Here is a 23,461-nt window from a genome sequence, read left to right as displayed (position 1 = left end):
AATGTTGAGGGGTGAGCGAACCGAGGCTGTACCGGGGGCAGTCGATCGAAGATCGGCGGCTCGACCGCCGTCGTCGCTTCTGCGAATCCGGACTCGCACTGTTTGGCACGGCCGGTTTCGCGGCGACGTCGGTCGCCACCGTCTGCAAACATGCCTCGCTGTCATCGCGTCAGTTTTACGTGGAGTTCGACGATCGAGAGTCGTTGCTACGCACTATTTACGACCAGATCGAGGATGCCGCGTCGACCAAGGTGGAGGCCGCTGTCACCGCCGCGTTCGAGGCGGGCGGCAACCTTGACGAGGTGCTCGACGCGGGTATCAGTGTCTTCGTGGAACACTTCGCGGCCGATCCGCGGCGGACGCGACTGTGTTTCGTGGAAGTAGTCGGCGTGAGCGCCGAGTTTGAACGTTACCGCGCCGAGCGTCGGACCCGGTGGGCAGATCTGTTGTCCGCGGTCGCATCCATCGGCATCGACCGCGGCTTGATCACCGAACCGGCCGACCCCCTTCTGTGGACCGGGTTTATCGGCGCGGTCAACACAATTACTGTCGCGCAGTCGAATTCACCGGAACTCACCAGCGACGACACTCTGCGCGCCATGCGCACCCTTTTGCACCGAGGCGTACTTGGTTAGGGTGGCTTCCCTCTAGGCTTTGGCCATGACTGCTCCCCAAGGGATTTCGCCCAGGCGCCGGATTGAACTCGGCGTTCTCGCGATCCTCGCAATCGCGTTGGGAGCACTCCTCCTCCTGAGGCCCTTCCCCAGCATTCCGTGGATGGCCGCCATCCTGGCCATTGCGCTGATCGTTGTCGGCGTCCTTGACCTGATGGATGCCGAGCTTCGCCGAAATCCCGTGCGTCTCGCAGTCGCGGTGGCGCTCCCCATCGTCGGCGTGGTGCTGCTGGCATGGCGGGGTCTGTCGATCTTCGGAATCGCCGTCGCCGCCACCATTGCGTTGGGTGTTTGGGGCATTGGTCGGTGGCTCCGCGCCGCGCGGGGTGCGCACGCCTGGTGGGTCGATGTCCTTATGGGTGTGGCGGCGATCGCCGCGGCGGTCCTGGCCCTGTCGTGGCCGGGCGTCAGCGTGTTCCTCACTGTGCAAGCCGTCGGTGTTGCACTTATCTGGCGCGGCGGGGCCGAACTGATTCGCGTGGTTCGTAATCGCCGCAAGATGGTCGAGGCTGCCGACTCGGTCAGTCGCTGGCGTACCTTCCTCGGCACCGTCGCCGCCCTCGTGGCCGTCGCAATCACGGTGCCACTGGCCATCGCGACCTTCGTCGTTCGCGGCACCGCACCGGTCCCCGGACCCTTCTACCAGGCCGATCTCCCCACCAATACTGCACCGGGAACCCTGCTGCGGGTCGAACCATCGACCCAGGGCACACCGACCGGTGCCCGCGCTTGGCGGATTCTCTATTCGACGATGCGCGGCAACTCACCGGCACTCGCGAGCGGCACCGTGCTGATTCCCGACACTGCACCGGCCAAGTCGGGCCCGCGACCGGTGATCGCGTGGGCCCACGGCACCACGGGCGTCGCCGAGAATTGCGCGCCGTCCATGATGGCCGAACCATTCGGTCACATTCCCGGCCTGAAGCAGGTGATCGCTAACGGGTGGGCCCTGGTTGCTGCCGACTACATCGGATTGGGAACGAAGGGTCCGTCGCCGTATGTGATTGGTGAGGGTGAAGCGCGATCGGTTCTCGACTCCGTCCGCGCAGCCAGGTCGCTCCCCGATCTGACCCTCAGCAATCAGACTGTGGTGTGGGGCCATTCGCAAGGTGGGCATGCCGCGCTGTGGACCGAGTTACTGGCACCGTCGTATGCCCCCGACGTGACGATTATCGGCACCGCCGCGCAAGCACCCGCGGCGAACCTGCAGGACCTGGCGGTGGGGATGGAGACGATGGCTGGTGGCTCGCTACTCGCGTCGTATGTGCTGGAAAGCTACGCACAGGCCTATCCAGACGTCTCGTACGCCGATTATGTGAAGGTCCAGGCACGACTGCCGATCCGCGGAATGGCCTCGCGCTGCCTGTCGTCGAAGGCCCTGCCGGTGTCACTCGCCGAAGCCTTGCTCCTCGGCAAGAACTTCTACTCCCAGCCGCCAACTTCGGGACCGCTTGGGGTGCGCCTCGCTGAGAACACACCCAGCGCCAAACTCCCGTATCCGACGCTCATAAGTCAGGGCTTGTCTGACGAGGTGATTAGCCCGGGTTCCCAGAATTCTTTCGTGGCCGACCAGTGTGCAACCGGCAGCAACGTGGAGTATCGAACGTATCCGGGGCTGGGGCACATGACGCTGATCGAGGACGACTCCCCCGCCGTTCCCGACCTGTTGTCGTGGACGCAGGCTCGGTTCGACGGGGCGCCCACCACACCGAATTGCCCATCCGTCCGGTGACAACGATCCCCGGAATTGAATCAGTTCGTCGTCTGATCAATGTCATTCTGGAAACGAACCGCCGACGGGAAATGGCCTAACCCTAGTATCGGGTAATGCCCCCATATCGGGTCCGCCGTGCGCTGCTCGCGGCAGCATCGTTCCTCATCGGGATCGTGCTGATTCTGCGGCCGTTTGACTCGCTCACCTGGTTCGCCGTCACCTTGGGCCTTGCCCTCATGCTCGGTGGCGTCATTGAAATCATCCGCGATCGAGATCAGCACAGCACCTTCTCCACGGCATGCGGTTACATCATGATCGCGTGCGGAATGATCGAGGCAATCTGGCCGGGCCTCACGTCGTTCGGAATCAGTGCCGCAACCACCGCGGGCCTCGCGACCTTCGCGGTCTCGCGCCTCGTCGACGGTGTTCGCGGGACCGGCAGTCCGCGCGTAGCGGACGGTCTGATCGGCATCGCAGCTTTGGCTCTGTCGTACGTCGCCTATGCCACGCCGGGCGTCAGCATCTTCGCAGTGGCGCTGGCAATCGGGATCGCGCTGATCTGGTACGCCGTCGCCACCGCCGTTTCGGTGTTTAGTCGAAGTCCCCTACTTTCTCCCACACCTGTCCCCCGCATTGCTGCCGCCCTGCTCGCGGTTGTCGTAGCGGTCCCGCTCGCGGCGGTCAGCTTTCAGACACGTCAGGGCACTCCCGTGGCCGACAACTTCTACGAGGGTGCGGCCGAAGGACCCCCGGGAACGCTCCTTCGGGTGGAACCGTTCAACCGCGAGATCGGTAAAGGCAGCAAGGCCTGGCGGATCCTCTACACCACTCGACGCGGCGATCACCCGGCCCTGGCCAGTGGGATTGTGGTTGCCCCATCGGGTGAGCCGGGCACCGCACACCCGGTCATCGCGTGGGCGCATGGAACCACCGGCACTGCCGCAGGATGTGCGCCGTCGTTGCTGGAGAAGCCGTTTACCGCCGGCGCCATGCCTGCGTTGTCGCGGGCGATCGACGAAGGCTGGGCGGTCGTCGCCCCGGATTACATCGGACTGGGCACCCAGGGCCCACACCCTTATCTGATCGGCGAAGATGAGGCACGGTCCACGCTCGACGCCGTACGTGCGGCTCGCTCGGTCGACGGCCTCTCGTTGGCGAACGAGACCGTAGTTTGGGGTTACTCGCAGGGCGGGCATGCCGCGCTCTGGACGGATTTAACGGCACCGAGTTACGCTCCGGACGTCCCACTGTCGGGAGTCGCTGCCTTGGCACCCGCATCGGATTTGCGGGCGATCGCCCACAATTTGCCGTCCACGCGCGGCACCGCAGCGTTCGGTGCCTACCTCCTGGACGCCTATTCGCACGTCTACCCCGATGTGGATCCCGATCGCTACCTGCGTCTCCAGGCCCGACTGCCAATGGAGGCCCTGCAGGACAAGTGCCGCACCGCGCCGGGATTCGCGACAGCCTTAACGCAGTCCATAGCGGTCGGCACCAACCCGTACTCGCAGGATCTCGATACCGGCCCGATGGGCCGTCGTCTGGCCGAGAACACTCCCGTCGGCACCTCGACCACACCCCTGCTGATTCTCCAGGGCGGCGACGACCAGTTCATCGCCGAGAGGGCACAAACGGGCTACGTCAACCAGTTGCGTGCCGTAGGCACCCCCGTCGACTATCGCACCTACCCCGGTATCGACCACCCGGCCATGGTCGCGAGCGACTCACCGGCCATCACGCGCCTCATCGACTGGACCCGCGACCGCCTGAAGTGAGCGCCGCCCTCACCCATTTTCATGCCCGCCTCCTCGCTCCGCTCGTCGCGCTTTTCTGTCACGATTCGGCACTAACCATCACCGATCGGGTCGATCGGTGATGGTTAGGCAGACGCAAAACTCGCAGATGTGACAGAAATGAGGAGATTCGGGTGCCCGGCAGCCCGGAGTACGCCGTACGACGACGCGCGCCGCACCTATTCCTGGCCGAGTTGCTCCACGAGTGCGTCGAGGACGGACTTGTCTTCGATGGTTGACGGGACGGAGTAGTCTTCGCCGTCGACGATCTGACGCATCGTCTTGCGGAGGATCTTTCCCGACCGAGTCTTCGGCAACCCCTGCACGACGGTCACGTCGCGGAATGTCGCGACGGCACCAATCTCGTCGCGCACCAATTTGACGAGGTCGGCGCGAAGGGCGTCGTCGGAGATGTTTGCGCCCGCTTTCAGAACCACGTAGCCGCTCGGGCGCTGCCCCTTGAGGTCATCGTGGATGCCGATGACGGCGCACTCGGCAACGTCCGGGTGCGCGGCGACGACCGCTTCGATACTTCCCGTGGACAGTCGGTGACCGGCAACGTTGATCACGTCGTCCGACCGCCCGAGGACGAACACGTAGCCGTCCTCATCGATGTACCCGGAGTCGCCGGTCAGGTAGTAGCCGGGAAATGCTTGCAGATACGACGACCGGAAGCGGGCTTCGTCCTGCCACAGGCCAGCCAGGGTGCCCGGAGGCAACGGCAGCTTCACGACGATGTTGCCTTCGGCCGTCGCCGCGACCTGCTTGCCGTCGGCGTCGACAACCTGCACGTTGAAGCCGGGTACGGGGACAGTCGCGGTACCCGGCTTGAGCGGCATGGGTTCCAGGCCACGCAGGTTCGCCACGATGGCCCACCCGGTCTCGGTCTGCCACCAGTGGTCGACGACCGGCACGCCGAGCTTGGCCGACGCCCAGGCGAAGGTGTCCGGATCGAGGCGCTCACCCGCAGCGAACAACGTCGTGAACTTCGACATGTCGTATTTCGCGAGTTCTGCGGCCTCGGGGTCGGCCTTTCGAATCGCGCGGATCGCGGTGGGTGCGGTGAACAGTGCCGATACCCCGTGCTCGGCAATAACGCGCCAAAACGCGCCAGCGTCGGGGGTTCCGACGGGCTTACCTTCGTACATCACGGTGGTCGCGCCCAGCAGTAGCGGACCGTAGACGATGTAAGAGTGTCCGACCACCCAGCCGACGTCGGACGCCGTCCACCACACGTCCTCGGGCGAGACGTCGTAGACGTACCGCATCGACCACGCCAGCGCCACGGCATGACCACCGTTGTCGCGGACCACGCCCTTCGGCTTACCCGTGGTGCCGGACGTGTAGAGGATGTACAGCGGATCGGTGGCTGCCACTTCGACGGCGTCGGCCGGTTCGGCGGTCGCCATCTGTTGATCCCAGTCGAGCCAGCCGAAGCCCGTGGCCGATCCACTAACTTGCGGGCGGTCTTTAACGATCACCGTGCTCGGCGTCATTTCCGACAGTCCCAGCGCATCGCGAACCATCGGCAGGTATTCGACGGTGCGCCCCGGTTCCAGACCACCGGATGCGGTGACGATGGCAACGGGAGCGGCGTCGTCGATTCGCGTGGCAAGTTCGGGGGCAGCGAATCCACCAAACACCACCGAGTGCACCGCGCCGAGGCGGGCGCAGGCGAGCATGGCGATCGCCGCTTCGGGAATCATCGGCATATAGATAATGACGCGGTCACCCTTGGAGACGCCCTGCCCGGCCAGCACACCGGCGAACCGGGAGACCTCATCAAGCAATTGCGCATAGGTATAGGTGCGCTTCTCGCCGACCATCGCCGAATCCCAAATAAGGGCGTCACGATCGCCACGGCCGGCGGCGACGTGGCGGTCAAGGGCATTGCTGGAGGTATTGAGGGTGCCGTCCGGGAACCATCGGTAAATGGGCGGAGCGGACTCGTCGAGTGCCTTCGTGGGTGGGGTCATCCAGTCGATCGCGGAGGCCGCTTCAAGCCAGAAGCCATCGGGGTCGTCAATACTGCGCGCAAAGGCGTCTGCGTAGTTGGCCATGCACGCCACGGTACTAATCCATCGGTGATGGCCATCACTTTTTGAGCGTGGAACCGCTCACATTCACTAAATTTTTGGTCACGGATCGATAACAGCCCGTTTGCGCGGCGACCAGGCGATACTCCCAAATTACACGCCTGCAATTGTCGGCCCGATGTGATGGCAGCCACATTTTTTCGGCGTGACCTCGGGTTTTGCAGCCAGTACTGTCACTTCAGTCCACGAACGCGGCATGAATTTACGCCAGCCGCGCCCCAGGAGGAATTGATTTATGAGCTTCACCAAGCTTGCTGCACGTACCGCTATCGCTGGCGCCATCGCCATTGCCCCGCTGACCCTCGCCGCAGGTGTCGCCTCGGCTGACGCCGGCCACAACTGGGATGCTGTCGCACAGTGCGAGTCGGGCGGCGACTGGTCCATCAACACCGGCAACGGCTACTACGGCGGCCTGCAGTTCTCGCAGAGCACCTGGGAAGCCAATGGCGGTACCGGCAACGCTGCGAACGCTTCGCGCGAAGAGCAGATCCGCATTGCCGAGAACGTCCTCGTTACCCAGGGCGCAGGCGCATGGCCGACCTGCGGTGCCTACCTGTAAGCACCAAAACTAGCTCGTTGGTTGAACCCGGTCGCGCACGGCGCGGCCGGGTTCAACGCTGTCTAGACCGCATGCTTCTTGCTTGACCTATGGTCGAAGGACAACCAGCACGAGTGGGAGAAGGTCAGGCCAATCATGTCGACGCTCTCGTTTACGAGTCTCGGTGCTGCGGGCACCGTCACCGGGTCCAAACATCTCCTGCAGCGCGACGGCGCGACAATCCTCGTCGACTGTGGACTGTTCCAAGGCATTAAGAATCTCCGCGAAGCCAACTGGCGTCCACTCCCCATCGACGCGGCTGCCGTGGACGCCGTCGTCATCACGCACGCGCATCTCGACCACACCGGTTACCTACCTCGGCTAATCCGCGACGGCTTCCGCGGTCCCATATTCATGACCCCGGCGACCCGCGACGTCGCCGAGATCATCCTGCGCGACTCCGCTCACCTGCAGGAACGCGAAGCGATGCTCGCCAACAAGCACAAGTCCACCAAGCATTCCCCCGCCAGAGCGCTGTACGACGTCGCCGACGTGGAGCAAACCCTCAGCCAGATCCACACGCGCGCAGCCGGAAAGTCGTTCGCACCCATCCGTGACGTTCGCGCCCTATACCGCGGTGCCGGGCACATCCTCGGTGCAGCGACACTGGAGATCGAGTGGGGCGGGGTCACCGTCGCCTTCAGCGGCGACCTTGGCCGGTACGACGATCCCCTCATGTACAACCCGGAACCCATTCCGAGCGCCGACTACCTCGTCTGTGAATCCACCTATGGCGACCGTCTCCGCGACGCAGCCGACCCAGCCATCGAACTGGGCCGCATCATTACTGCGACCACCGACCGCGGCGGGACAGTCGTCATCCCGGCTTTCGCAGTCGGCCGGACGCAAATGATTCTGTACTACTTGTGGACGCTGAAACGCGCAGGCAAATTGCCCAATGTGCCGATTTACGTCGATAGCCCCATGGCGATCAACGCGGGCGAACTGATGCGCACACACCCGGCCGCGCATCGCCTTGACGTTGCCCACACCGATGACATGTTTTCCATCGCCACCTACGTCCGCGACCCCGAAGCGTCGAAGGCCATTTCCGCCGATCGCAAGTCGAAGGTCGTGCTGTCGGCCAGCGGGATGGCGACCGGTGGGCGCGTCCTCCACCACCTCGCGGCGTTCGCACCCGGCTCGCAGAACACCATCGTGCTGGTCGGCTACCAGGCGGTGGGAACCCGAGGACGGTCGTTGGCCGACGGTGCCCGTTACCTCAAGTTGTATGGCGAGTGGATTCCAGTGTCCGCACGGATCGAGAATCTGCACATGCTGTCGGCGCACGCCGACGCGGACGAACTCATCCGGTGGATGCGCGGCTTCGCTCATCCACCCAAGCGGACATTCTTGGTGCATGGCGAACCCAATGCGTCAGAGTCCCTCCGTCACCGACTTGACCACGATCTCGGCTGGCCCGCGGTGGTTCCGCACCAGAACCAACTCTTCGAACTGCCCTAGGCGTCGGTCTATCCCCAGGTGCGGGCTTGTTCGACGATAAATCCGACGATGATCACCGCGCTGCCGCCGATTTCGGCGATGATCAGCGCCACCATCGACGCCGATAGGGCTGGCGATGACGGATGGAATTGGTTCGTGGTGTCTTGCTTGTATCCGTGAAGGCAGTACGCGGCGATCGCGCTGACGAAGAATGCCACCACGATGACCAGAGCGGTGACATTCACGACACTGGGCCAGGCACTGAACTGCACAAAAATTGCGAGCATCGCGGTTGCGAAGGAGTACATCAGGGCTGCCCGGTGGGCGATGTCGACGTAGATGTGCGCCTGCCCCGTCGCACTGTGCATGATCTGCCAGTACTTCCACACTCCGAGGAGCAAGGCCCAAAGAAAAATGAGGCCGGCTGCGATCATTCCGACTTGGGTCGCGAGCGACAATGTCATGAGTCAGAACCTAACAGTTCGCGCACCGTCGGCTTTGGCTGTCTACGGCGGACCGTTGCTACGGTGCAGTCATGGCCCCCCAACAAACTTGGATGCGCTCTTCTCGTCTCGTGCCATTGGTCGCCGTCATCGTGGGCATTGCTGCGGTTGCGTTCGTCCTCTTCCAGGCATCGGACAAGGAGGAAGCCGCCAAGCAACAGTCCGACCACGGCTTTGCTGCGGTCGAACAATCAGAGTGGGAGCACCGCGACCCGGAAGACCCGATGGCCCTTGGCGACGTTGATGCGCCCGTCGGGCTCGTCGTCTTCAGTGATTTCCAGTGCCAGTATTGCGCCAAGTGGTCACATGAGACCCTCCCAGAGCTCCTGAAATACGTCGACGACGGCAAGCTCCGCATTGAGTTCCGCGAAATGAACATCTTCGGTGCCGAATCCGAGCAGGCTGCCCGCGCCGCCTATTCGGCCGGCTTGCAGGGCAAACTCCGCGAGTATCACGCCCTCCTGTTCCCGGAGGGCAAGCATCGCCCCAAGAACCAGTTGAACGACGACGCCTTGGCCGACCTGGCAAGCCAGGCCGGACTCGACGTCGAACGATTCAAGACCGATTACGGTTCACGACGGGTGCTGTCAGCTATTCGTGACAAGGCGAGCGACGGTTTTACCGCCGGTACCGTCTCGACACCGGCTTTCATCCTGGCGAACCAACCGATTCTTGGTGCGCAGCCGACCAGCGTCTTTACCGACAAAATCGACAGCGTGCTCGACGCTTCCGGAAACTAGCGGCGACCTGTGGATATTGGACTCGCGACCGCGTTTCTCGGTGGTGCCCTCAGTCTGATTAGCCCGTGCAGCGCGCTGCTTTTGCCCGCCTATTTTGCGTCGGCGGTCGGATCTGGGGCGCGCCTAGTTCTCCACACGAGTGTCTTCTACGCTGGGCTGCTGCTGACCCTGGTTCCGGTGGGAATTGGCATTGGCGCCGCGGGGCGCATGTTTGTGGAGCATCGATCGGCGATCGTCGCACTCACCGGTCTCGCGTTGGTCGTGTTCGGCGTCATTGCGATGTTCGGTCGCGGCTTCGATTTGGCGGGCAAGATGCCCGGAGTGGACCGATTACGCCACGCCGCGCAAAACCGGTCGGGGTTAGTTAAGAGCGCGGTCCTCGGTGCGGCTTCCGGAGCCGCAACGTTCTGTACCGGCCCGATTCTGGGTGCCGTGTTGACGCTGGCTGCCGCTCAGGGCGATGAAGTTGGCGCGGGTATTCTCTTGGCCGTGTACGGGGCGGGCATTGTGGTTCCGATGATGCTGTTGGCTTTGACCTGGCAACGGTTGTCGGACCGTGGTCGGGCGATTATCCGTGGACGCGAGTTCACCGCGCTGGGCAGAACGTGGCATACATCGTCGGTTCTGACGGGGATTTTGCTGATCGCCGCCGGTTTGTTCTATTGGCTGACCGACGGATTCGTCGGCGTCGCCGACCCGGTGGGCGGCGGCGTCACGGACAAACTGGCGACGATTGCCGAAACGCTGTCGCGACCGGAAGTCGATATTGCGTTGATCGTGCTCGCCGTGGGCGGAGTGCTGTTCTGGTGGTGGCGCGGACAGCGTCGTGCCGAAGTCGACGCCGATCGTCACCCCGCCGAGTAGGCACCTAACGGACGCGGGGGCGGCGGGCAGCTACCGCTTCCAGTGGCGAGCGCCGGGCAACCCAGTCGCCGGCATCGACGTGCACCCAGGTGGCCAGTTCTACGGCGGCCCGCAGGTCAGCGCGTAGGTCTCGCCGATGGATCGGCTCGTGGTGAGCGGCCCGATTCCGAACGAAAGCGAGTGTGGTGAGGTGGCGTTCGACGCCCCTGCGGCGTTCCCGAATGTCCCGGTAACCGGAGGGAAAGGCCTTATGGAGAGCGGGCACCCACAGCGATGTCAGGTAGCGCTGCGCCACTAGGTAACGCCAGAAACCGATGGTCAGTTCGGCAACAACTTGGTCGTGGTACTCGGTGCTCACCCCGCGATTCTCGACGCTGCGCTGTGCGCGATCGAGGTCTTCGAGCCCCCGCGCTTCGATCGGAATGATCTCGAACCACGAGTCGTCGCCTCGGTGGCGCGCCCAATCCACCAATTGCGTGTCCATCGCGTTGCGGGTCACCACTTCGACCATCGCGACAGTCGCCATCACGGCAGCCGACGCCATGATGTTCCAATCGTAGAGCCGGAGTGCCGCAGCAATGTCGCCACGCGCGGCGTCTAGATACGACCGCAACCGCACCGCGGTGAGCAGTCGTGGCACACCGGTCAGCCCTGTGGGCGCGCCCCACCGATTAGTCGTTGACATCTCCCAACACCCCCGTATCGTTGGTTGACGAAGACCCCGGAACGATCCCTGGCGACAAGCCACATCGCCGGGGTTACGTCGTTCCCGGTGCCCCGATGCTCAACAAGATAGACCCGACCTACGACAATTGGACGCCGCTGGTGTCACGAACTCCGCTGATCATCGCGGCCCGGGGTTAGCGTTAAAGACGATTCGCCGAATCCCGATCAAGCTTCTGTCAACCGCCGATACAACGCAGCAGGCCGTCCCCTTAGGCTCTCCGCCAATACTGGTTCGCCGTCGAGAAGGACCGGGTCCAGGAGCGGTTTCATGCGGCGGTTGAAGTTGTCCTTGTGAAGGCGTTCGCCAATCACGGCTTCGTGCACCTTGCGTAGTTGATGGAGAGTGAAGGGCTCGTCGAGGAAGCCGTCCGGGTCCGGGAGCGTATCGGCGTACCGGTGGCGAAACTCGTAACGCGAGCGAAGTTCCCTGACTGCGTCAGCAACGATCTCGTCGTGGTCGAACTGCAGTGGGCTCTCACCGTCGAGTCGGCCGTCGTGATCAACTCGAACCAGGTCGCCATGCGCCGAAGTTAGATCCGCTTCCCGCACCGAGATGGCGTGTGCCGCCGAGATCACCCAGGAACGACTGTCGCGGTTCGGGTCGTCGAACAGGCGCAGCAGTCTTGGGTGCACCTCGCTGCCGAACTCGACCCCCACCTTGCGTCGAAAAACATCGGCGGTGGTCTGGGCAACGGTTGTGCGTTCGCGCACGAATCCTCCGGGGAGCGCCCGACCATCCGGGTCCGTGCGGTCCTGGATTAGCACGCGCAGTTCAGGGATTGCCGCTGTCGCACCGACAACCGTGAGAATCGCTAAGTCGACCGTCACGCCTGGTCGCGGGTACTTCTCCAATGCACTGTTCGTCACCCCCAAGACATTAGCGCGTATCGAGTGCTAATGTTTAGCTATGATGACACGCTAAAGGAGTTGAGATGACGCAGGACAAAAATTTCGAGCGCGACAGCAGCAGCGACGCACTGTGGGCAGATTTCCAGGCGGCCGACCGCAAATCCGAAGCCGCTGCCCACCACCCAAGGAACCGAGACCATCTGATCGGACTGGTGAAGGACACCCTGCGGGACAAGTTCGGGCAGCAACCGTTGGTCGACGACGACGGCGACTGCGTCCTGGACCATCTGGGCCAGAAAGTGTGGGTCAGGGTACTTCCGGACGCCCCGCTCATCGTTACCTTCAGCCGCGTCGCGCACGGTGTGTACTCACGGCGAGCGACCGAGGTGGAACTGGGAATCCTCAACCGCCGCAGCGTCGTCACCAAGTGGACGCTGGTCAATCGGTCCATCTGGCTGGAAAGCGCGATGATCTGCACGCCCTTCGCTCCACAGCACCTATCGCTACTGCTCGACCAGTTCTTCTCAACCATGACGTCAACCCGCGATGACCTCGCTTATCGCACCGGCTCGGAGGTGGCCTAAATGAAATTGACTCCCGCACAACTCGATCGCGCCTGTGGCGCGGTCCTCGGTTCAGCCGTCGGCGACGCACTTGGCGCACCCTACGAGTTCGACTACCTGCGGCCAGGCCCCGAGGGCCCGCAGATGCTCGGCGGTGGCCTCGGGAACTTCGCCCCGGGCGAGTGGACCGACGATACGACCATGGCCTGGGCCATCTTGGACACATCGGCATCCGGTCTCGATCTACGCTCCGAGGAAGGCCTCACCGCCGTCGCCCGCCGCTTCCGTGACTGGTACGACTCCGGGCCCGCCGACATCGGCAACCAAACCCGCGCGGTACTGCGCGCTGTCGGGCCAAACCCGACAGGGACAGCCGCCACTGCCGCGTCCATCGAGCATTGCAGGTCTGTCACTCACTCCGGGGGCAACGGATCCCTCATGCGCACCGCCGCCGTCGCACTTCCATACCTGCACGACCCCGCCGCCGTCGCCGACGCAGCGCGGAAAGTCAGCGCGCTGACGCACTACGACCGCCGCGCTCAGGAGGCGTGCGCGTTGTGGTCGTTGGCCATTCGTTGCGCGGTTGTCGACGCCAGGTTCGACGTGCGCGCCGGCCTGAACTCCCTCGACGACGAGGCCGCCGCGTATTGGAGTGAGCGCATCGACGAAGCCGAACAGCGCGAGCCCGCGGAGTTCACCCCGAACGGCTGGGTGGTTGCCGCGTTTCAGGCCGCATGGTCGGCCATCGTCCACACCCGGGTACCCATCGATCAGCCGTGCCGACACTTCGGAGAAGCACTGACCACCGCCATCCGCATCGGCAACGACACCGATACCGTCGCCGCGATCGCCGGCGCCCTCCTCGGTGCCCGGTGGGGTGCATCCGCTGTACCAGCACGGTGGCGTCGCATCCTCCACGGCTACCCGGGACTAAGCGGCGAACAGCTCGTCGGTCTCGTACACCTGGCCGCCACCGGCGGACCCGAATCGCACGGATGGCCCACCGCCACCCGGATCGACTACCCCGCCAGCCCGCCGATTCTCGTCCAACACCCGCACGACGATGGCGTGTGGCTCGGGGACGTCACCGCGCTGGGCGCGCTCCCCGCCGACGTCAGCGCGGTGATCAGCCTCTGCCTCGTCGGAACAGACCAGATCGCACCCGATGTCGAGCACATTCCGTTCCGCCTAATCGACGAACCCGGTGCACAGATAAACCCTAACCTCGACTTCGTCCTCGCCGACGCGGCCGCCACCATAGCGGCGCTGCGCAGCGAGGGACGCGAGGTACTGGTGCACTGCGTCGCCGCGCAAAGTCGGACCCCGGCGGTCGGTATTGCGTACGCAATTACCAAGGGCGTGAACCGCCAAGCAGCGACCGAAGCAGTAGCTGCCGCCGTCTCCGGAGCTAACCCGAATCCGGGATTCCGCGAGTCGCTCGCACGATTGGAGTCGTCATGGCAACGCGGCCTCCGCCCGTAACGGTGCCCCCTAGTCGGCCTGACGCTCACGTTCCATCAGGTAGAGGGCTCGTGACTCACGGGCGTTGCGGCCGCGGAGGTCGTGCAGCAACTCCGGCGGCAGACTGACGAACTCGTAGTCGGCGTCAAGCGAACCGAACGCCATCGCCACCCAGCGGGCGTCCTCAACGTGCAGCGTCACCAAAGAACCCTCGGGATGATCGGCCGCTTGTGCCCAGCGGCCGATCTTCGCCCGGACCACCTCGGGCGAGGCATGGACCACGGCGGTGACCTCGTGCGATTGGTGGACGGCGCGGAGGCTGCCGCGAACAAACTCGCCTGCGTCACCACCGGGAATCGCCCGCGGCCGGAAACTCCGCTTGCCCGGCGTTGCATTCTTCAACCGGTCGAGCCGGAAGGTTCGCCAATCCTGGCGACCCAGGTCGTAGGCCAGCAGATACCATCGTTGACCTACCGGGACCAGGCGGTTCGGCTCCACGCGACGACGGCCGGGCGTACGGCCAGCCCGCGCAGCGGGGGCATAGTCGAATTCGATTTCGACGGTGTCGCGGCAGGCGAGCGCCACCGTCGTGATGACTTCGGCGTCCAACGGTGGCGCTGACTGTCCGGGGATGGCGACGCTCATCGCGCGTAAAGCGTCGGCGCGCTTGCGAAGCTTCGGCGGCAGCACCTGCGTAACCTTCGCCAACGCGCGCACCGACGCTTCCGCCACCCCTGCCGCAGACCCCGAGGCCGCGCTCCGCAAAGCCGCGACGATTGCGACGGCTTCGGCTTCGTCGACCACTAGCGGAGGCATTGATCCACCCGGTGCCAACTGGTATCCGCCGCCCGTGCCACGCACCGACTCCACCGGGTACCCCAACTCCCGCAGACGTTCGACGTCGCGGCGCACCGTTCGCTCGGTGGTCTCCAGCCGCGCGGCGAGTTCCGCTGCGGCCCACAGTCGATGTGCCTGAAGCAACGCGAGCAGCTTAAGGGTGCGTGTCGTCGTAGCGGCCATGGGTTCATGGTGCCGGATTCAGCGGACAGAAACTGTCCGGAAAGCTGAAATTGATTGCGGACACTTCCTGTCCTTTGAGGTCCCTAACGTCATGGTCACACCAAGTTGCGATCCGACCAAAGGAGCCCGAAATGACTGTCACGTCCGAGGAAGACGCAAGAAGCGGACCCATCGCGAAGCTCACTGAGACCACGTCTCAGACTGCGCTACCGACACTCAGTCCGCGGGCCCGGACCATCGCGTTGATCTGCCTGCTCGCGGCTTCGTTCATGGAGTTGATGGATGCCACCGTCGTCAACGTCGCCCTCCACACGATGACCGACGACCTCGGTGCTTCAGCGAGCGCCCTGCAGTGGATTGTTGCCGGATACCCCCTGGCCTACGCCGTCGGACTGATTCTCGGTGCTCGCCTCGGGGACCGGTTCGGCCGACGCCGCCTCTTCATCATCGGGCTCGCCGCGTTCGGGGCCGCCTCGCTCGCCTGCGGACTGGCCGCCGATCCCACCCAACTCGTCGCCTTCCGGATCGTGCAGGGAGCCGCCGCAGCACTCATGGTGCCGCAGGTCCTGACCAGCATCCAGGTGATGTACGCCCCCGAAGAACGAGGCAGGGCGATGGGCCTGTTCACCTCGATCATTGGGCTGGCCGCCGTCAGCGGCCCGGTCTTGGGTGCGTTCATCACGAGCGGCGACTGGTTCGGCATGTCGTGGCGGCCGATCTTCCTGATCAACGTGCCGTTGGCAGTCCTCGCGATCATCGCCGCACGCGCCTTTGTCCCCCAGACTCGCGCCGACAAACCGGCACCCATCACCGCCGGATCGGCCATCGTCCTCGGTTTGTCGTTGGCGGCGATCATGCTGCCGATAACGCTCGGCCCGGAGAACGATTGGCCTGCCTGGGGGTTCGGACTCATCGGCTCCGGAGTTCTCGGTTTGGGCGTCTTTGCCCAGCAGCAGATCAACGCGCAGCGAAGCGGCGTTGAGCCGATGATTCCGCCAGCCCTGTTCCAAACGCGATCGTTTAGCGCGGGCCTTGCAACGTTCGGCGCATTGATGATCCCGACCGGCGGCTATTTTCTGGTGCAGTCGCTGCACGTGCAGCTTGCCCTGGGCTGGTCGGTGCTGCACACGGGATTGATGTGGATCCCGTTCTCGCTCGCGGTTCCCGCTTCGGCTGGTTTGGCTGCCACGATGTGGGCCCCGCGTTTCGGCAAGCGCGTCTTGCAATACGGTGCCGTCGTCTTCATTGCGGGCATGCTGACGATGGATTTCGCCGAGTCTTCGGCGCATCCGGCGCTCTGGTTCACCGTCGCGTTGACTGTTTCGGGCCTCGGGTTCGGTGCCATCGTCGGATCGGCAGGCCTTCTGGTGCTCGACGAGGTGCCGGTCAATCTCGCCGGTGCCGCCTCGGGCGTCTTCAATACCGTGCAGGCGTTGTCGGTCGCGATTGGTGCGGCCGTAATCGGCACTGTCTACAGCAGCGTTGGCACCACCCACGGTTTGGAAGCCGGCTACCGCGCGTCGTTCGCCATCATGGTCGCCTTCCTCGCGGTGGGTGCCATCGTCGCCCAGGCAATGCCCCGCCCAACCCCGCGCTAACTGGTTCTCGCATGATGCGTCGATTCCCGCACTACGTCTGACGTAGTGCGGGAATCGACGCATCATGCGAGAAGGGCGGCGCGGGGTGGCGATAGCGGTCTGACGTAGGCTGCAGGTTGCTCCCGCGCGGCAGGAACCCGGTTCAAATCCGGGGCGGTTCCGCCACTGTGACGTCGCATTGTCGACGAAGCCAGATACTGCGCGCGGGTTGATCCGACATACGACGGGGCGCGAACCCCGGAGGAGGAACTGCCGCCATGGCATCAACTGGTGTGCCCTCGGCACGCATTGCGCTGCTGTCCACGTCCGACACCGATCTGCTCTCGGCGCGCGCAAGCGATGCCGCCTATGTACTGGCCAACCCGACCCGCAGCAACGACGCCGAACTGACAGCGGCCGTCGAAGACGCCAACTTGGTCGTTGTCAGACTCCTCGGTTCGCCCCACGACCTTTGGCCCGGTCTTGCCGCAGTCCGTGACCGCGGCACACCGGTGGTGGTTCTAGGCGGAGAGCAGGAACCCAACGCCGAACTGATGGAAATCTCCACCGTCCCGATGGGCGTTGCCGCACAGGCCCACCGCTACCTTGCCGAAGGCGGCCCCAACAATCTCGCCCAACTGCACGCCTTCCTTTCCGACACGATCCTCCTCACGGGCGAAGGATTCGAGGCCCCGGAACCCATCCCGAACTGGGGATTCGTCGACCGGAAGCCGATCGACAACCAGCGTCCACGAGTAGGAGTCCTCTTCTACCGCGCTCATCAGGCCAGCGGCAACACCGCGTTCGCGCACGCCTTGGCCGATGCGATCGACGCGACCGGACAGGCTGTTGGCCTGCCGATCTTTGCTGGCTCATTGCGGTCCGCGCCGGACGATCTCTTCGACGCACTCGGCACCCTCGATGCACTGATCGTGACGGTCTTGGCAGCAGGTGGCTCGGTGCCTGCAACAGCCAGCGCCGGCGGCGACGATGAAGCATGGGATGTCGCGCGCATGGCCGCCCTCGACATCCCGATCCTGCAGGGCCTGTGCCTGACGTCGAGCCGCGCCGAATGGGAGGCCTCCGACGACGGCGTCACCCCGCTCGACTCGGCCAGCCAGATTGCGATCCCCGAGTTCGACGGCCGGATCATCACCGCACCGTTCTCTTTCAAGGAGATCGACGACCGCGGTCTCCCGCATTACGTCGCCGACCCCGAACGGGCGAACCGCGTTGCCCGAATCGCCGTCAACCATGCACGACTGCGCGCTGTGGGAAACGCAGAGAAGAAGCTGGCCGTGATGCTGTCGGCGTATCCGACGAAGCACGCTCGGATCGGTAATGCGGTCGGTCTCGATACCCCGGTGTCGGCGATTCGGGTGCTGCGCCGCCTGCGCGACGAAGGCTACGACCTCGGCGGCGACAATCCCGTCACCCGACTTCTCGACTCCGACGACGACACCCGGGCTGGCGATGCGCTGATTCACGCGCTGATCGCAGCGGGCGGGCAAGACGAAGAGTGGTTGACGTCGGCACAACTCACCGACGCGCACGTGCGGATCACCAAGGCCGAGTACGACGAGTGGACCGCCGATCTGCCGACCGACCTCCGCGAGGCGACGGTCGACGCGTGGGGCGAGTCGCCGGGAAACTTGTTCGTCAACGACTCGGGCGAGTTAGTCTTGGCCACCTTGCAGGCGGGCAACGTGGTGATCCTGATTCAGCCGCCCCGCGGCTTCGGCGAGAACCCGGTCGCGATCTACCACGATCCTGACCTGCCGCCGAGTCATCACTACCTTGGTGCCTATCGGTGGATTGAGCACGGCTTTGGTGCCGACGCGATCATTCACCTGGGCAAGCACGGGTCGATGGAGTGGCTGCCCGGTAAGAATGCGGCGCTCTCGGCGTCGTGCGGACCGGATGCCGCGCTCGGCAGCCTGCCGCTGATTTACCCGTTCCTGGTCAACGATCCCGGTGAGGGTGCGCAGGCCAAGCGGCGGGCGCACGCGGTGATCGTCGACCATCTGATTCCGCCGATGGCGCGCGCCGAAGCCTACGGCGACATTGCCCGACTCGAGCAGCTTCTCGACGAGCACGCCAACATCGCCGCGATGGACCCGGCGAAGCTTCCCGCGGTCCGCGGCGAGATTTGGCAGTTGATGCGGTCTGCGGAAATGCATCGCGACCTCGGCCTGGAGGAACGCCCGGAAGACACCGAGTTCGACGACTTCCTCCTGCACGTCGACGGGTGGCTGTGCGAAATCAAGGACGCCCAGATCCGCGACGGCCTGCATGTTTTGGGTGCGGCACCGACGGGTGAAGCCCGAGTGAATCTGGTTCTCGCAATCTTGCGGGCCGCACAGGTGTGGGGCGGGGTCGGAAATGCGCTCCCCGGGTTGCGGTCGGCCCTCGGCTTGGCTGAGGGCGCCGAACTCGCGGAGGTCAATGCCGTGGAGGCGCAGGCTCGCCGGTTGGTTGAGCAGATGGAACAAGCCAATTGGGATCCGACGGTCGTCGCCTCCTTGCACGACGACGTCGGCGTGCAAAGCGTCCTGACGTTCGCGGCCGAGCAGGTTGTTCCCCGGTTGGCGCAAACCACCGACGAGCTCGACGCGATCACGCACGCTTTGAACGGCGGCTTCATCCCGGCCGGACCGTCCGGTTCACCGTTGCGCGGCCTGGTGAACGTCCTGCCGACGGGCCGCAATTTCTACACCGTGGATCCGCGGGCCATCCCGTCGCGGTTGGCCTGGCAGACTGGGCAGGCGATGGCCGATTCGCTCATCGCCCGGCACCTTGATGAGACCGGGACGTACCCAAAGTCGGTGGGCCTGTCGGTGTGGGGCACCAGCGCCATGCGTACCTCCGGCGACGATATCGCCGAGGTCCTCGCACTCCTGGGCGTTCGCCCCGAATGGGACGAAGCCTCGCGGCGCGTCAGTCGCCTCACCGTGATTTCACCCGCCGACCTCGGACGCCCGCGGATCGACGTGACCGTCCGAATCTCTGGGTTCTTCCGCGACGCCTTCCCCCACGTGGTGGCGATGCTCGACGACGCCGTGGCGATGGTGGTCAACCTGGACGAGGACACCGAGACCAACTTCCCGCGGGCCAACTATCTGGCCGACCTCACCGTGCACGGAGACAAGCGCCGCGCCTCAACGCGAATCTTCGGGTCGAAGCCGGGGTCGTATGGCGCGGGCATCCTGCAGGTGATCGAATCCGGATCGTGGCGCGACGATGCTGACCTCGCCGAGGTTTACACCGCGTGGGGTGGTTTCGCGTACGGACGTGACCTCGACGGCGCTCCGGCGGCCGACGATATGCGCGCAAACTATCGACGCATCACGGTGGCTGCAAAGAACGTCGACTCCCTGGAGCACGACATTGCCGATTCCGACGACTACTTCCAGTACCACGGCGGCATGGTCGCGACCGTCCGCGCGCTCACCGGCAGCGACCCGAAGGCCTACGTCGGTGACTCCACCACGCCCGACGCCATCCGGACGCGCACGCTTAGCGAGGAGACCGCCCGCGTCTTCCGTGCCCGCGTGGTGAATCCGCGGTGGATCGCCGCCATGCAGCGCCACGGCTACAAGGGCGCCTTCGAGCTGGCGGCGACCGTCGACTACCTCTTCGGTTTCGACGCGACAGCGGGCGTGGTTCACGACTGGATGTACGAGAAGCTCTCGCACGAGTACGTCCTCGATGAGACCAACCGAGAGTTCCTCCGCACGTCGAACCCGTGGGCGCTGCGCGGCATCGTCGAACGACTACATGAGGCGGCCGAGCGCGGTCTGTGGGCCGACCCGGACCCGGACACCCTCGCCGCGATGGCCGAGGTGTACCTCGAAGTCGAGGGCGATCTGGAGGACGGAGTACACGTATGACGGCGACGAAAGTACGCATCCTCGGGATTGGGATGGGTCCGTCGCAGGTAACCGCCGAGGTCGCCGAGGCCTTACGGACCTGCGATTACGTCATCGCCGCCGCGAAGTCCGACGACGATCCGCTCCTTTCCGTGCGCCGCGCCGTCGCGCAGTCATCGCGGATTCCCGTGGTGGCCGTCCCCGATCCAGAGCGCGATCGCAGCGACTCTGGCGACTCCGGCGACTACGTGACCGCTGTCCGAGACTGGCACGAGGCCCGCGTCGATGCCTACGAAAAGGTGTTGCGCGCACGCGGCGGCACCGCCGCCTTCCTGGTGTGGGGCGACCCCTCGCTCTACGACTCGACGATCCGCGTCGTGGAGCTACTCGCCGACCGGATGCCGCTGGAGTACGACGTTCTCCCCGGCATCAGCGCGCCGCAACTGCTTGCGGCTCGACATCGCATCGTGCTGCATCCGGTCGGTGTTCCCGTCCACATCACGACCGCCCGCCGGTTGCATGACGACATCGCCGCCGGTCAGCGGAATGTGTGCGTCATGCTCGGCGGCAGTCCGGACCTTTCGGGGCTCGGTGACTGGGCAATTTGGTGGGGTGCCAATTTGGGCGATGCCTCCGAAGAACTGGTCGCTGGGCGGGTCGCCGACGTTGCCGAAGAGATCGACCGGGCCAAGTCAAGGGCCAAGCAGAAGGTCGGCTGGGCAATGGACGTGTACCTGCTGAGGGCACCCTGATGGCGGGTTTGCTGGTGGCCGGAACCACCTCCGACGCGGGCAAGAGCATCGTCACGTCCGGCCTCTGCCGAGCCTTGGCTCGACGCGGCATCTCCGTGGCCCCGTATAAGGCACAGAACATGTCGAACAACTCGATGGTGTGCGTGGCGACCGACGGCACGACCGCCGAGATTGGTCGTGCCCAGTGGGTCCAGGCGTTGGCGGCCGGGGTTCCGCCGGAACCGGCGATGAACCCGGTCTTGCTCAAGCCCGGTACCGACCGGCGCAGCCACGTCGTCGTGATGGGACAGCCCGCTGGTGAGGTCGATGCCGCCGACTGGACTACCGGCCGACGGCATCTCGCCCGTGCGGCCCATGCCGCCTACGACGGCCTCGCCTCGCGTTTCGACGTCGTCATCGCCGAGGGTGCCGGCTCCCCCGCCGAGATAAACTTGCGCGCGGGCGACTACGTCAACATGGGTTTGGCTCGACACGCCGGTCTGCCGACGATCGTGGTCGGCGACATTGATCGCGGCGGGGTTTTCGCCGCCATGTTCGGCACCCTTGCCCTCTTGGAACCCGCAGATCAACAGCTGGTCAGCGGGTTCGTCGTCAACAAGTTCCGCGGCGACGTCGGACTGCTGACGCCCGGACTGGACTCGCTGGAACAGTTCACGGGCCGACGGGTGTTTGGCGTGCTGCCATGGGATTCGACCCTGTGGCTCGATTCCGAGGACGCCCTCGATCTCGCGGGCCGTCGTGCCCGTACCGATCGAGCGCGGAAGGTCGTCGTGATCCGACTCCCCCGGATCAGCAACTTCACCGACGTCGACGCGCTCGGTCTGGAACCGGACGTTGACGTGGTATTCACCACCGACCCGCGCGAGGTGTCCGATGCCGACCTCGTGGTGCTGCCGGGGACACGCTCAACCATCGCCGACCTGGCGTGGCTTCGTTCCCGCGGAATTGATCGGGCCATCATGAAGCACGCTGGGCAAAACCGCCCGCTCCTCGGCATCTGCGGCGGGTTTCAGATGCTCGGCCACACCATCGCCGATCCTCACGGCGTGGAATCCCGGGCGGGTGTCTCGGTTGACGGCCTGGGGCTCCTTGATATCCGGACCGAGTTCCAGACAGAGAAGAACCTGCGATTGCCGAGCGGTTTCGCTTTGGGTGCCCTCGCGAATGGCTACGAGATCCACCACGGTCACATGTCGGTCGCGTCCGGCGAGGACTTCCTCGGCGGAGCGCGGTCGGGCCAGGTGTTCGGCACCATGTGGCACGGAAGTTTAGAAGGCGACGACTTCCGCCGCGCCTTCTTAAGCGAGGCCCTCGGTATCGCACCTTCGACGGTGTCGTTTCCGCGGGCCCGCGAAGCTCGACTCGACCGTCTCGGTGATCTCGTCGAAGAACATCTTGACGTTGAAGCACTCATCGAGTTGGCCAGGTCTGGGGCGCCCAAGTCGCAACCGATTCTCCCGCCGGGAGGTACCCCATGAAGGTGCTTCTGCTCGGCGGCACCGGTGAGGCCCGCGCGCTGGCGTCACACCTGGTCGCCACCGGTATCGACGTCACCAGTTCACTTGCCGGCCGTGTCGCGCGGCCACAACTGCCGGTCGGCGAAGTCCGGATCGGCGGCTTCGGTGGTGTCGATGGCCTGCGGCGCGCGCTGGCCGAGTACCACGCGGTGGTCGATGCCACGCATCCGTTCGCCCGCGGCATCAGCACGAACGCCGCACTCGCCTGCGATGCGGAGAACGTGCCCCTGATCCGATTGGCTCGCCCCGGTTGGGAACCGCAGGAGTCGTGGCGCTATGTCGATTCGCACGCCGACGCGGCTGTCGTAGCGGCGCGTCTCGGCAGCCGCCCCTTTCTCACAATTGGGCGGCAGGAGTTGGCGCAGTTCATTCCAGACCTCGGTGAGCACCACGTGTTGGCTCGAGTGGTTGATGTACCGGACGTGACGATTCCGTCGTCGTGGAAACTAATCACCAGCCGCGGCCCGTACACGCTCGACGGCGAGCGGGCATTGATGCGGTCGCACGCCAGCGACGTCCTCATCACCAAGGACTCCGGTGGCAGCTTTACCTGGCCGAAGCTGGCTGCCGCCGCCGAACTCGGCGTACCGGTCGTAGTTGTCGCGCGACCGCCGTCCCCCTCCGGGGTCGCCACCGTGAGTACGGTCGACGAAGCGTTGGTCTGGGTGCTGACTCAGTAGCCAGACCAACGCAACTACCCGC

19 protein-coding genes and 1 riboswitch are annotated in these 23,461 nt (G+C 64.8%); of the genes, 14 read left to right on the top strand and 5 right to left on the bottom strand.

What is annotated here, in order from left to right; all coding sequences use genetic code 11:
- The first annotated feature begins 11 nt into the window (after window positions 1-11).
- The 3 genes from AC1L34_RS00510 to AC1L34_RS00500 all read left to right on the top strand — a co-directional run bounded on the left by AC1L34_RS00510 (window position 12) and on the right by AC1L34_RS00500 (window position 4,163).
- Window positions 12-635: a TetR/AcrR family transcriptional regulator gene (locus AC1L34_RS00510; protein ID WP_424293792.1), complete on the top strand. Its 624-nt coding sequence runs from the start codon at window positions 12-14 to the stop codon at window positions 633-635.
- A 25-nt stretch (window positions 636-660) separates the two neighbouring features.
- The gene (locus AC1L34_RS00505) at window positions 661-2,406 is read left to right on the top strand and encodes an alpha/beta fold hydrolase (protein ID WP_480035027.1); all 1,746 of its coding nucleotides are present in this window, start codon (window positions 661-663) and stop codon (window positions 2,404-2,406) included.
- A gap of 95 nt (window positions 2,407-2,501) precedes the next feature.
- A complete protein-coding gene (locus AC1L34_RS00500; RefSeq protein ID WP_480035026.1) occupies window positions 2,502-4,163 on the top strand; it encodes a lipase family protein in 1,662 nt (553 codons plus the stop codon).
- A 197-nt stretch (window positions 4,164-4,360) separates the two neighbouring features.
- On the opposite strand, the gene AC1L34_RS00495 is transcribed toward AC1L34_RS00500, so the two are convergent.
- Window positions 4,361-6,241 carry a propionyl-CoA synthetase gene (locus AC1L34_RS00495; RefSeq protein ID WP_480035025.1) on the bottom strand — a complete coding sequence of 627 codons (1,881 nt, stop codon included), beginning with the start codon at window positions 6,239-6,241 and terminating at the stop codon, window positions 4,361-4,363.
- A gap of 271 nt (window positions 6,242-6,512) precedes the next feature.
- Between AC1L34_RS00495 and AC1L34_RS00490 the strand changes: the two genes are divergently transcribed.
- Complete coding sequence (locus AC1L34_RS00490) at window positions 6,513-6,836, top strand: transglycosylase family protein (RefSeq protein ID WP_424297248.1); 324 nt, start codon at window positions 6,513-6,515, stop codon at window positions 6,834-6,836.
- 135 nt (window positions 6,837-6,971) lie between these two features.
- A complete protein-coding gene (locus AC1L34_RS00485) occupies window positions 6,972-8,339 on the top strand; it encodes an MBL fold metallo-hydrolase RNA specificity domain-containing protein (protein ID WP_480035024.1) in 1,368 nt (455 codons plus the stop codon).
- A gap of 8 nt (window positions 8,340-8,347) precedes the next feature.
- On the opposite strand, the gene AC1L34_RS00480 is transcribed toward AC1L34_RS00485, so the two are convergent.
- Window positions 8,348-8,782 carry a hypothetical protein gene (locus AC1L34_RS00480; RefSeq protein ID WP_424324876.1) on the bottom strand — a complete coding sequence of 145 codons (435 nt, stop codon included), beginning with the start codon at window positions 8,780-8,782 and terminating at the stop codon, window positions 8,348-8,350.
- A 71-nt stretch (window positions 8,783-8,853) separates the two neighbouring features.
- Here AC1L34_RS00480 and AC1L34_RS00475 point away from each other — a divergent pair, with 71 nt between their 5' ends.
- Together AC1L34_RS00475 and AC1L34_RS00470 are read left to right on the top strand one after the other, a co-directional pair.
- Window positions 8,854-9,561 (top strand): DsbA family protein, encoded by a 708-nt coding sequence (locus AC1L34_RS00475; RefSeq protein WP_424297253.1) that lies wholly within the window; start codon window positions 8,854-8,856, stop codon window positions 9,559-9,561.
- Window positions 9,562-9,570: 9 nt separating this feature from the next.
- Window positions 9,571-10,425, top strand: coding sequence for a cytochrome c biogenesis CcdA family protein (locus tag AC1L34_RS00470; protein ID WP_424297255.1), 855 nt, complete (start codon window positions 9,571-9,573; stop codon window positions 10,423-10,425).
- 4 nt (window positions 10,426-10,429) lie between these two features.
- On the opposite strand, the gene AC1L34_RS00465 is transcribed toward AC1L34_RS00470, so the two are convergent.
- Together AC1L34_RS00465 and AC1L34_RS00460 are read right to left on the bottom strand one after the other, a co-directional pair.
- Entirely contained in the window at window positions 10,430-11,110 is a 681-nt protein-coding gene (locus AC1L34_RS00465; RefSeq protein ID WP_424295109.1) for a hypothetical protein, read from the bottom strand.
- A 206-nt stretch (window positions 11,111-11,316) separates the two neighbouring features.
- Window positions 11,317-12,018 carry an NrtR DNA-binding winged helix domain-containing protein gene (locus AC1L34_RS00460; RefSeq protein ID WP_480035023.1) on the bottom strand — a complete coding sequence of 234 codons (702 nt, stop codon included), beginning with the start codon at window positions 12,016-12,018 and terminating at the stop codon, window positions 11,317-11,319.
- Window positions 12,019-12,083: 65 nt separating this feature from the next.
- On the opposite strand from AC1L34_RS00460, the gene AC1L34_RS00455 reads away from it, so the two are divergent.
- Window positions 12,084-12,584 (top strand): T3SS (YopN, CesT) and YbjN peptide-binding chaperone 1, encoded by a 501-nt coding sequence (locus tag AC1L34_RS00455; RefSeq protein WP_480035022.1) that lies wholly within the window; start codon window positions 12,084-12,086, stop codon window positions 12,582-12,584.
- Window positions 12,585-14,045 carry an ADP-ribosylglycohydrolase family protein gene (locus tag AC1L34_RS00450; RefSeq protein ID WP_480035021.1) on the top strand — a complete coding sequence of 487 codons (1,461 nt, stop codon included), beginning with the start codon at window positions 12,585-12,587 and terminating at the stop codon, window positions 14,043-14,045. It abuts the gene before it with no gap.
- 9 nt (window positions 14,046-14,054) lie between these two features.
- Here the strand turns inward: AC1L34_RS00450 and AC1L34_RS00445 are convergent, their stop codons facing one another.
- Window positions 14,055-15,044 (bottom strand): helix-turn-helix transcriptional regulator, encoded by a 990-nt coding sequence (locus tag AC1L34_RS00445; protein ID WP_424295102.1) that lies wholly within the window; start codon window positions 15,042-15,044, stop codon window positions 14,055-14,057.
- 131 nt (window positions 15,045-15,175) lie between these two features.
- Here AC1L34_RS00445 and AC1L34_RS00440 point away from each other — a divergent pair, with 131 nt between their 5' ends.
- The 5 genes from AC1L34_RS00440 to AC1L34_RS00420 all read left to right on the top strand — a co-directional run bounded on the left by AC1L34_RS00440 (window position 15,176) and on the right by AC1L34_RS00420 (window position 23,439).
- Window positions 15,176-16,642, top strand: a complete 1,467-nt coding sequence (locus tag AC1L34_RS00440) for an MFS transporter (RefSeq protein ID WP_424324880.1) — start codon at window positions 15,176-15,178, stop codon at window positions 16,640-16,642.
- A gap of 130 nt (window positions 16,643-16,772) precedes the next feature.
- A riboswitch (cobalamin riboswitch) is annotated at window positions 16,773-16,842 on the top strand.
- A gap of 57 nt (window positions 16,843-16,899) precedes the next feature.
- Entirely contained in the window at window positions 16,900-20,511 is a 3,612-nt protein-coding gene (gene cobN, locus AC1L34_RS00435; protein WP_480035020.1) for a cobaltochelatase subunit CobN, read from the top strand.
- On the top strand, window positions 20,508-21,242 hold the full coding sequence (gene cobF, locus AC1L34_RS00430; RefSeq protein ID WP_480035019.1) for a precorrin-6A synthase (deacetylating): 735 nt from the start codon (window positions 20,508-20,510) through the stop codon (window positions 21,240-21,242). Before cobN ends, cobF begins: the two co-directional genes overlap by 4 nt.
- Entirely contained in the window at window positions 21,242-22,720 is a 1,479-nt protein-coding gene (locus AC1L34_RS00425) for a cobyric acid synthase (protein WP_480035018.1), read from the top strand. Before cobF ends, AC1L34_RS00425 begins: the two co-directional genes overlap by 1 nt.
- Complete coding sequence (locus AC1L34_RS00420; RefSeq protein ID WP_480035017.1) at window positions 22,717-23,439, top strand: cobalt-precorrin-6A reductase; 723 nt, start codon at window positions 22,717-22,719, stop codon at window positions 23,437-23,439. Before AC1L34_RS00425 ends, AC1L34_RS00420 begins: the two co-directional genes overlap by 4 nt.
- Window positions 23,440-23,461 lie beyond the last annotated feature (22 nt).

Source organism: Gordonia sp. 34D (assembly GCF_056682775.1).
Note: the sequence above shows the minus strand (reverse complement) of the source record. Positions and strands in the feature narration are given on the sequence as shown.

What these genes read in the sequence shown, in the direction of transcription:
- AC1L34_RS00445 (WP_424295102.1), bottom strand. Translation starts at nt 15,044, where the DNA reads ATGGCCGCTACGACGACACGCACCCTTAAGCTGCTCGCGTTGCTTCAG.
- AC1L34_RS00425 (WP_480035018.1), top strand. Translation starts at nt 21,242, where the DNA reads ATGGCGGGTTTGCTGGTGGCCGGAACCACCTCCGACGCGGGCAAGAGC.
- AC1L34_RS00440 (WP_424324880.1), top strand. Translation starts at nt 15,176, where the DNA reads ATGACTGTCACGTCCGAGGAAGACGCAAGAAGCGGACCCATCGCGAAG.
- AC1L34_RS00490 (WP_424297248.1), top strand. Translation starts at nt 6,513, where the DNA reads ATGAGCTTCACCAAGCTTGCTGCACGTACCGCTATCGCTGGCGCCATC.
- AC1L34_RS00450 (WP_480035021.1), top strand. Translation starts at nt 12,585, where the DNA reads ATGAAATTGACTCCCGCACAACTCGATCGCGCCTGTGGCGCGGTCCTC.
- cobN (WP_480035020.1), top strand. Translation starts at nt 16,900, where the DNA reads ATGGCATCAACTGGTGTGCCCTCGGCACGCATTGCGCTGCTGTCCACG.
- AC1L34_RS00495 (WP_480035025.1), bottom strand. Translation starts at nt 6,241, where the DNA reads ATGGCCAACTACGCAGACGCCTTTGCGCGCAGTATTGACGACCCCGAT.
- AC1L34_RS00485 (WP_480035024.1), top strand. Translation starts at nt 6,972, where the DNA reads ATGTCGACGCTCTCGTTTACGAGTCTCGGTGCTGCGGGCACCGTCACC.
- AC1L34_RS00505 (WP_480035027.1), top strand. Translation starts at nt 661, where the DNA reads ATGACTGCTCCCCAAGGGATTTCGCCCAGGCGCCGGATTGAACTCGGC.
- AC1L34_RS00480 (WP_424324876.1), bottom strand. Translation starts at nt 8,782, where the DNA reads ATGACATTGTCGCTCGCGACCCAAGTCGGAATGATCGCAGCCGGCCTC.
- AC1L34_RS00455 (WP_480035022.1), top strand. Translation starts at nt 12,084, where the DNA reads ATGACGCAGGACAAAAATTTCGAGCGCGACAGCAGCAGCGACGCACTG.
- AC1L34_RS00475 (WP_424297253.1), top strand. Translation starts at nt 8,854, where the DNA reads ATGGCCCCCCAACAAACTTGGATGCGCTCTTCTCGTCTCGTGCCATTG.
- AC1L34_RS00420 (WP_480035017.1), top strand. Translation starts at nt 22,717, where the DNA reads ATGAAGGTGCTTCTGCTCGGCGGCACCGGTGAGGCCCGCGCGCTGGCG.
- AC1L34_RS00465 (WP_424295109.1), bottom strand. Translation starts at nt 11,110, where the DNA reads ATGTCAACGACTAATCGGTGGGGCGCGCCCACAGGGCTGACCGGTGTG.
- AC1L34_RS00500 (WP_480035026.1), top strand. Translation starts at nt 2,502, where the DNA reads ATGCCCCCATATCGGGTCCGCCGTGCGCTGCTCGCGGCAGCATCGTTC.
- cobF (WP_480035019.1), top strand. Translation starts at nt 20,508, where the DNA reads ATGACGGCGACGAAAGTACGCATCCTCGGGATTGGGATGGGTCCGTCG.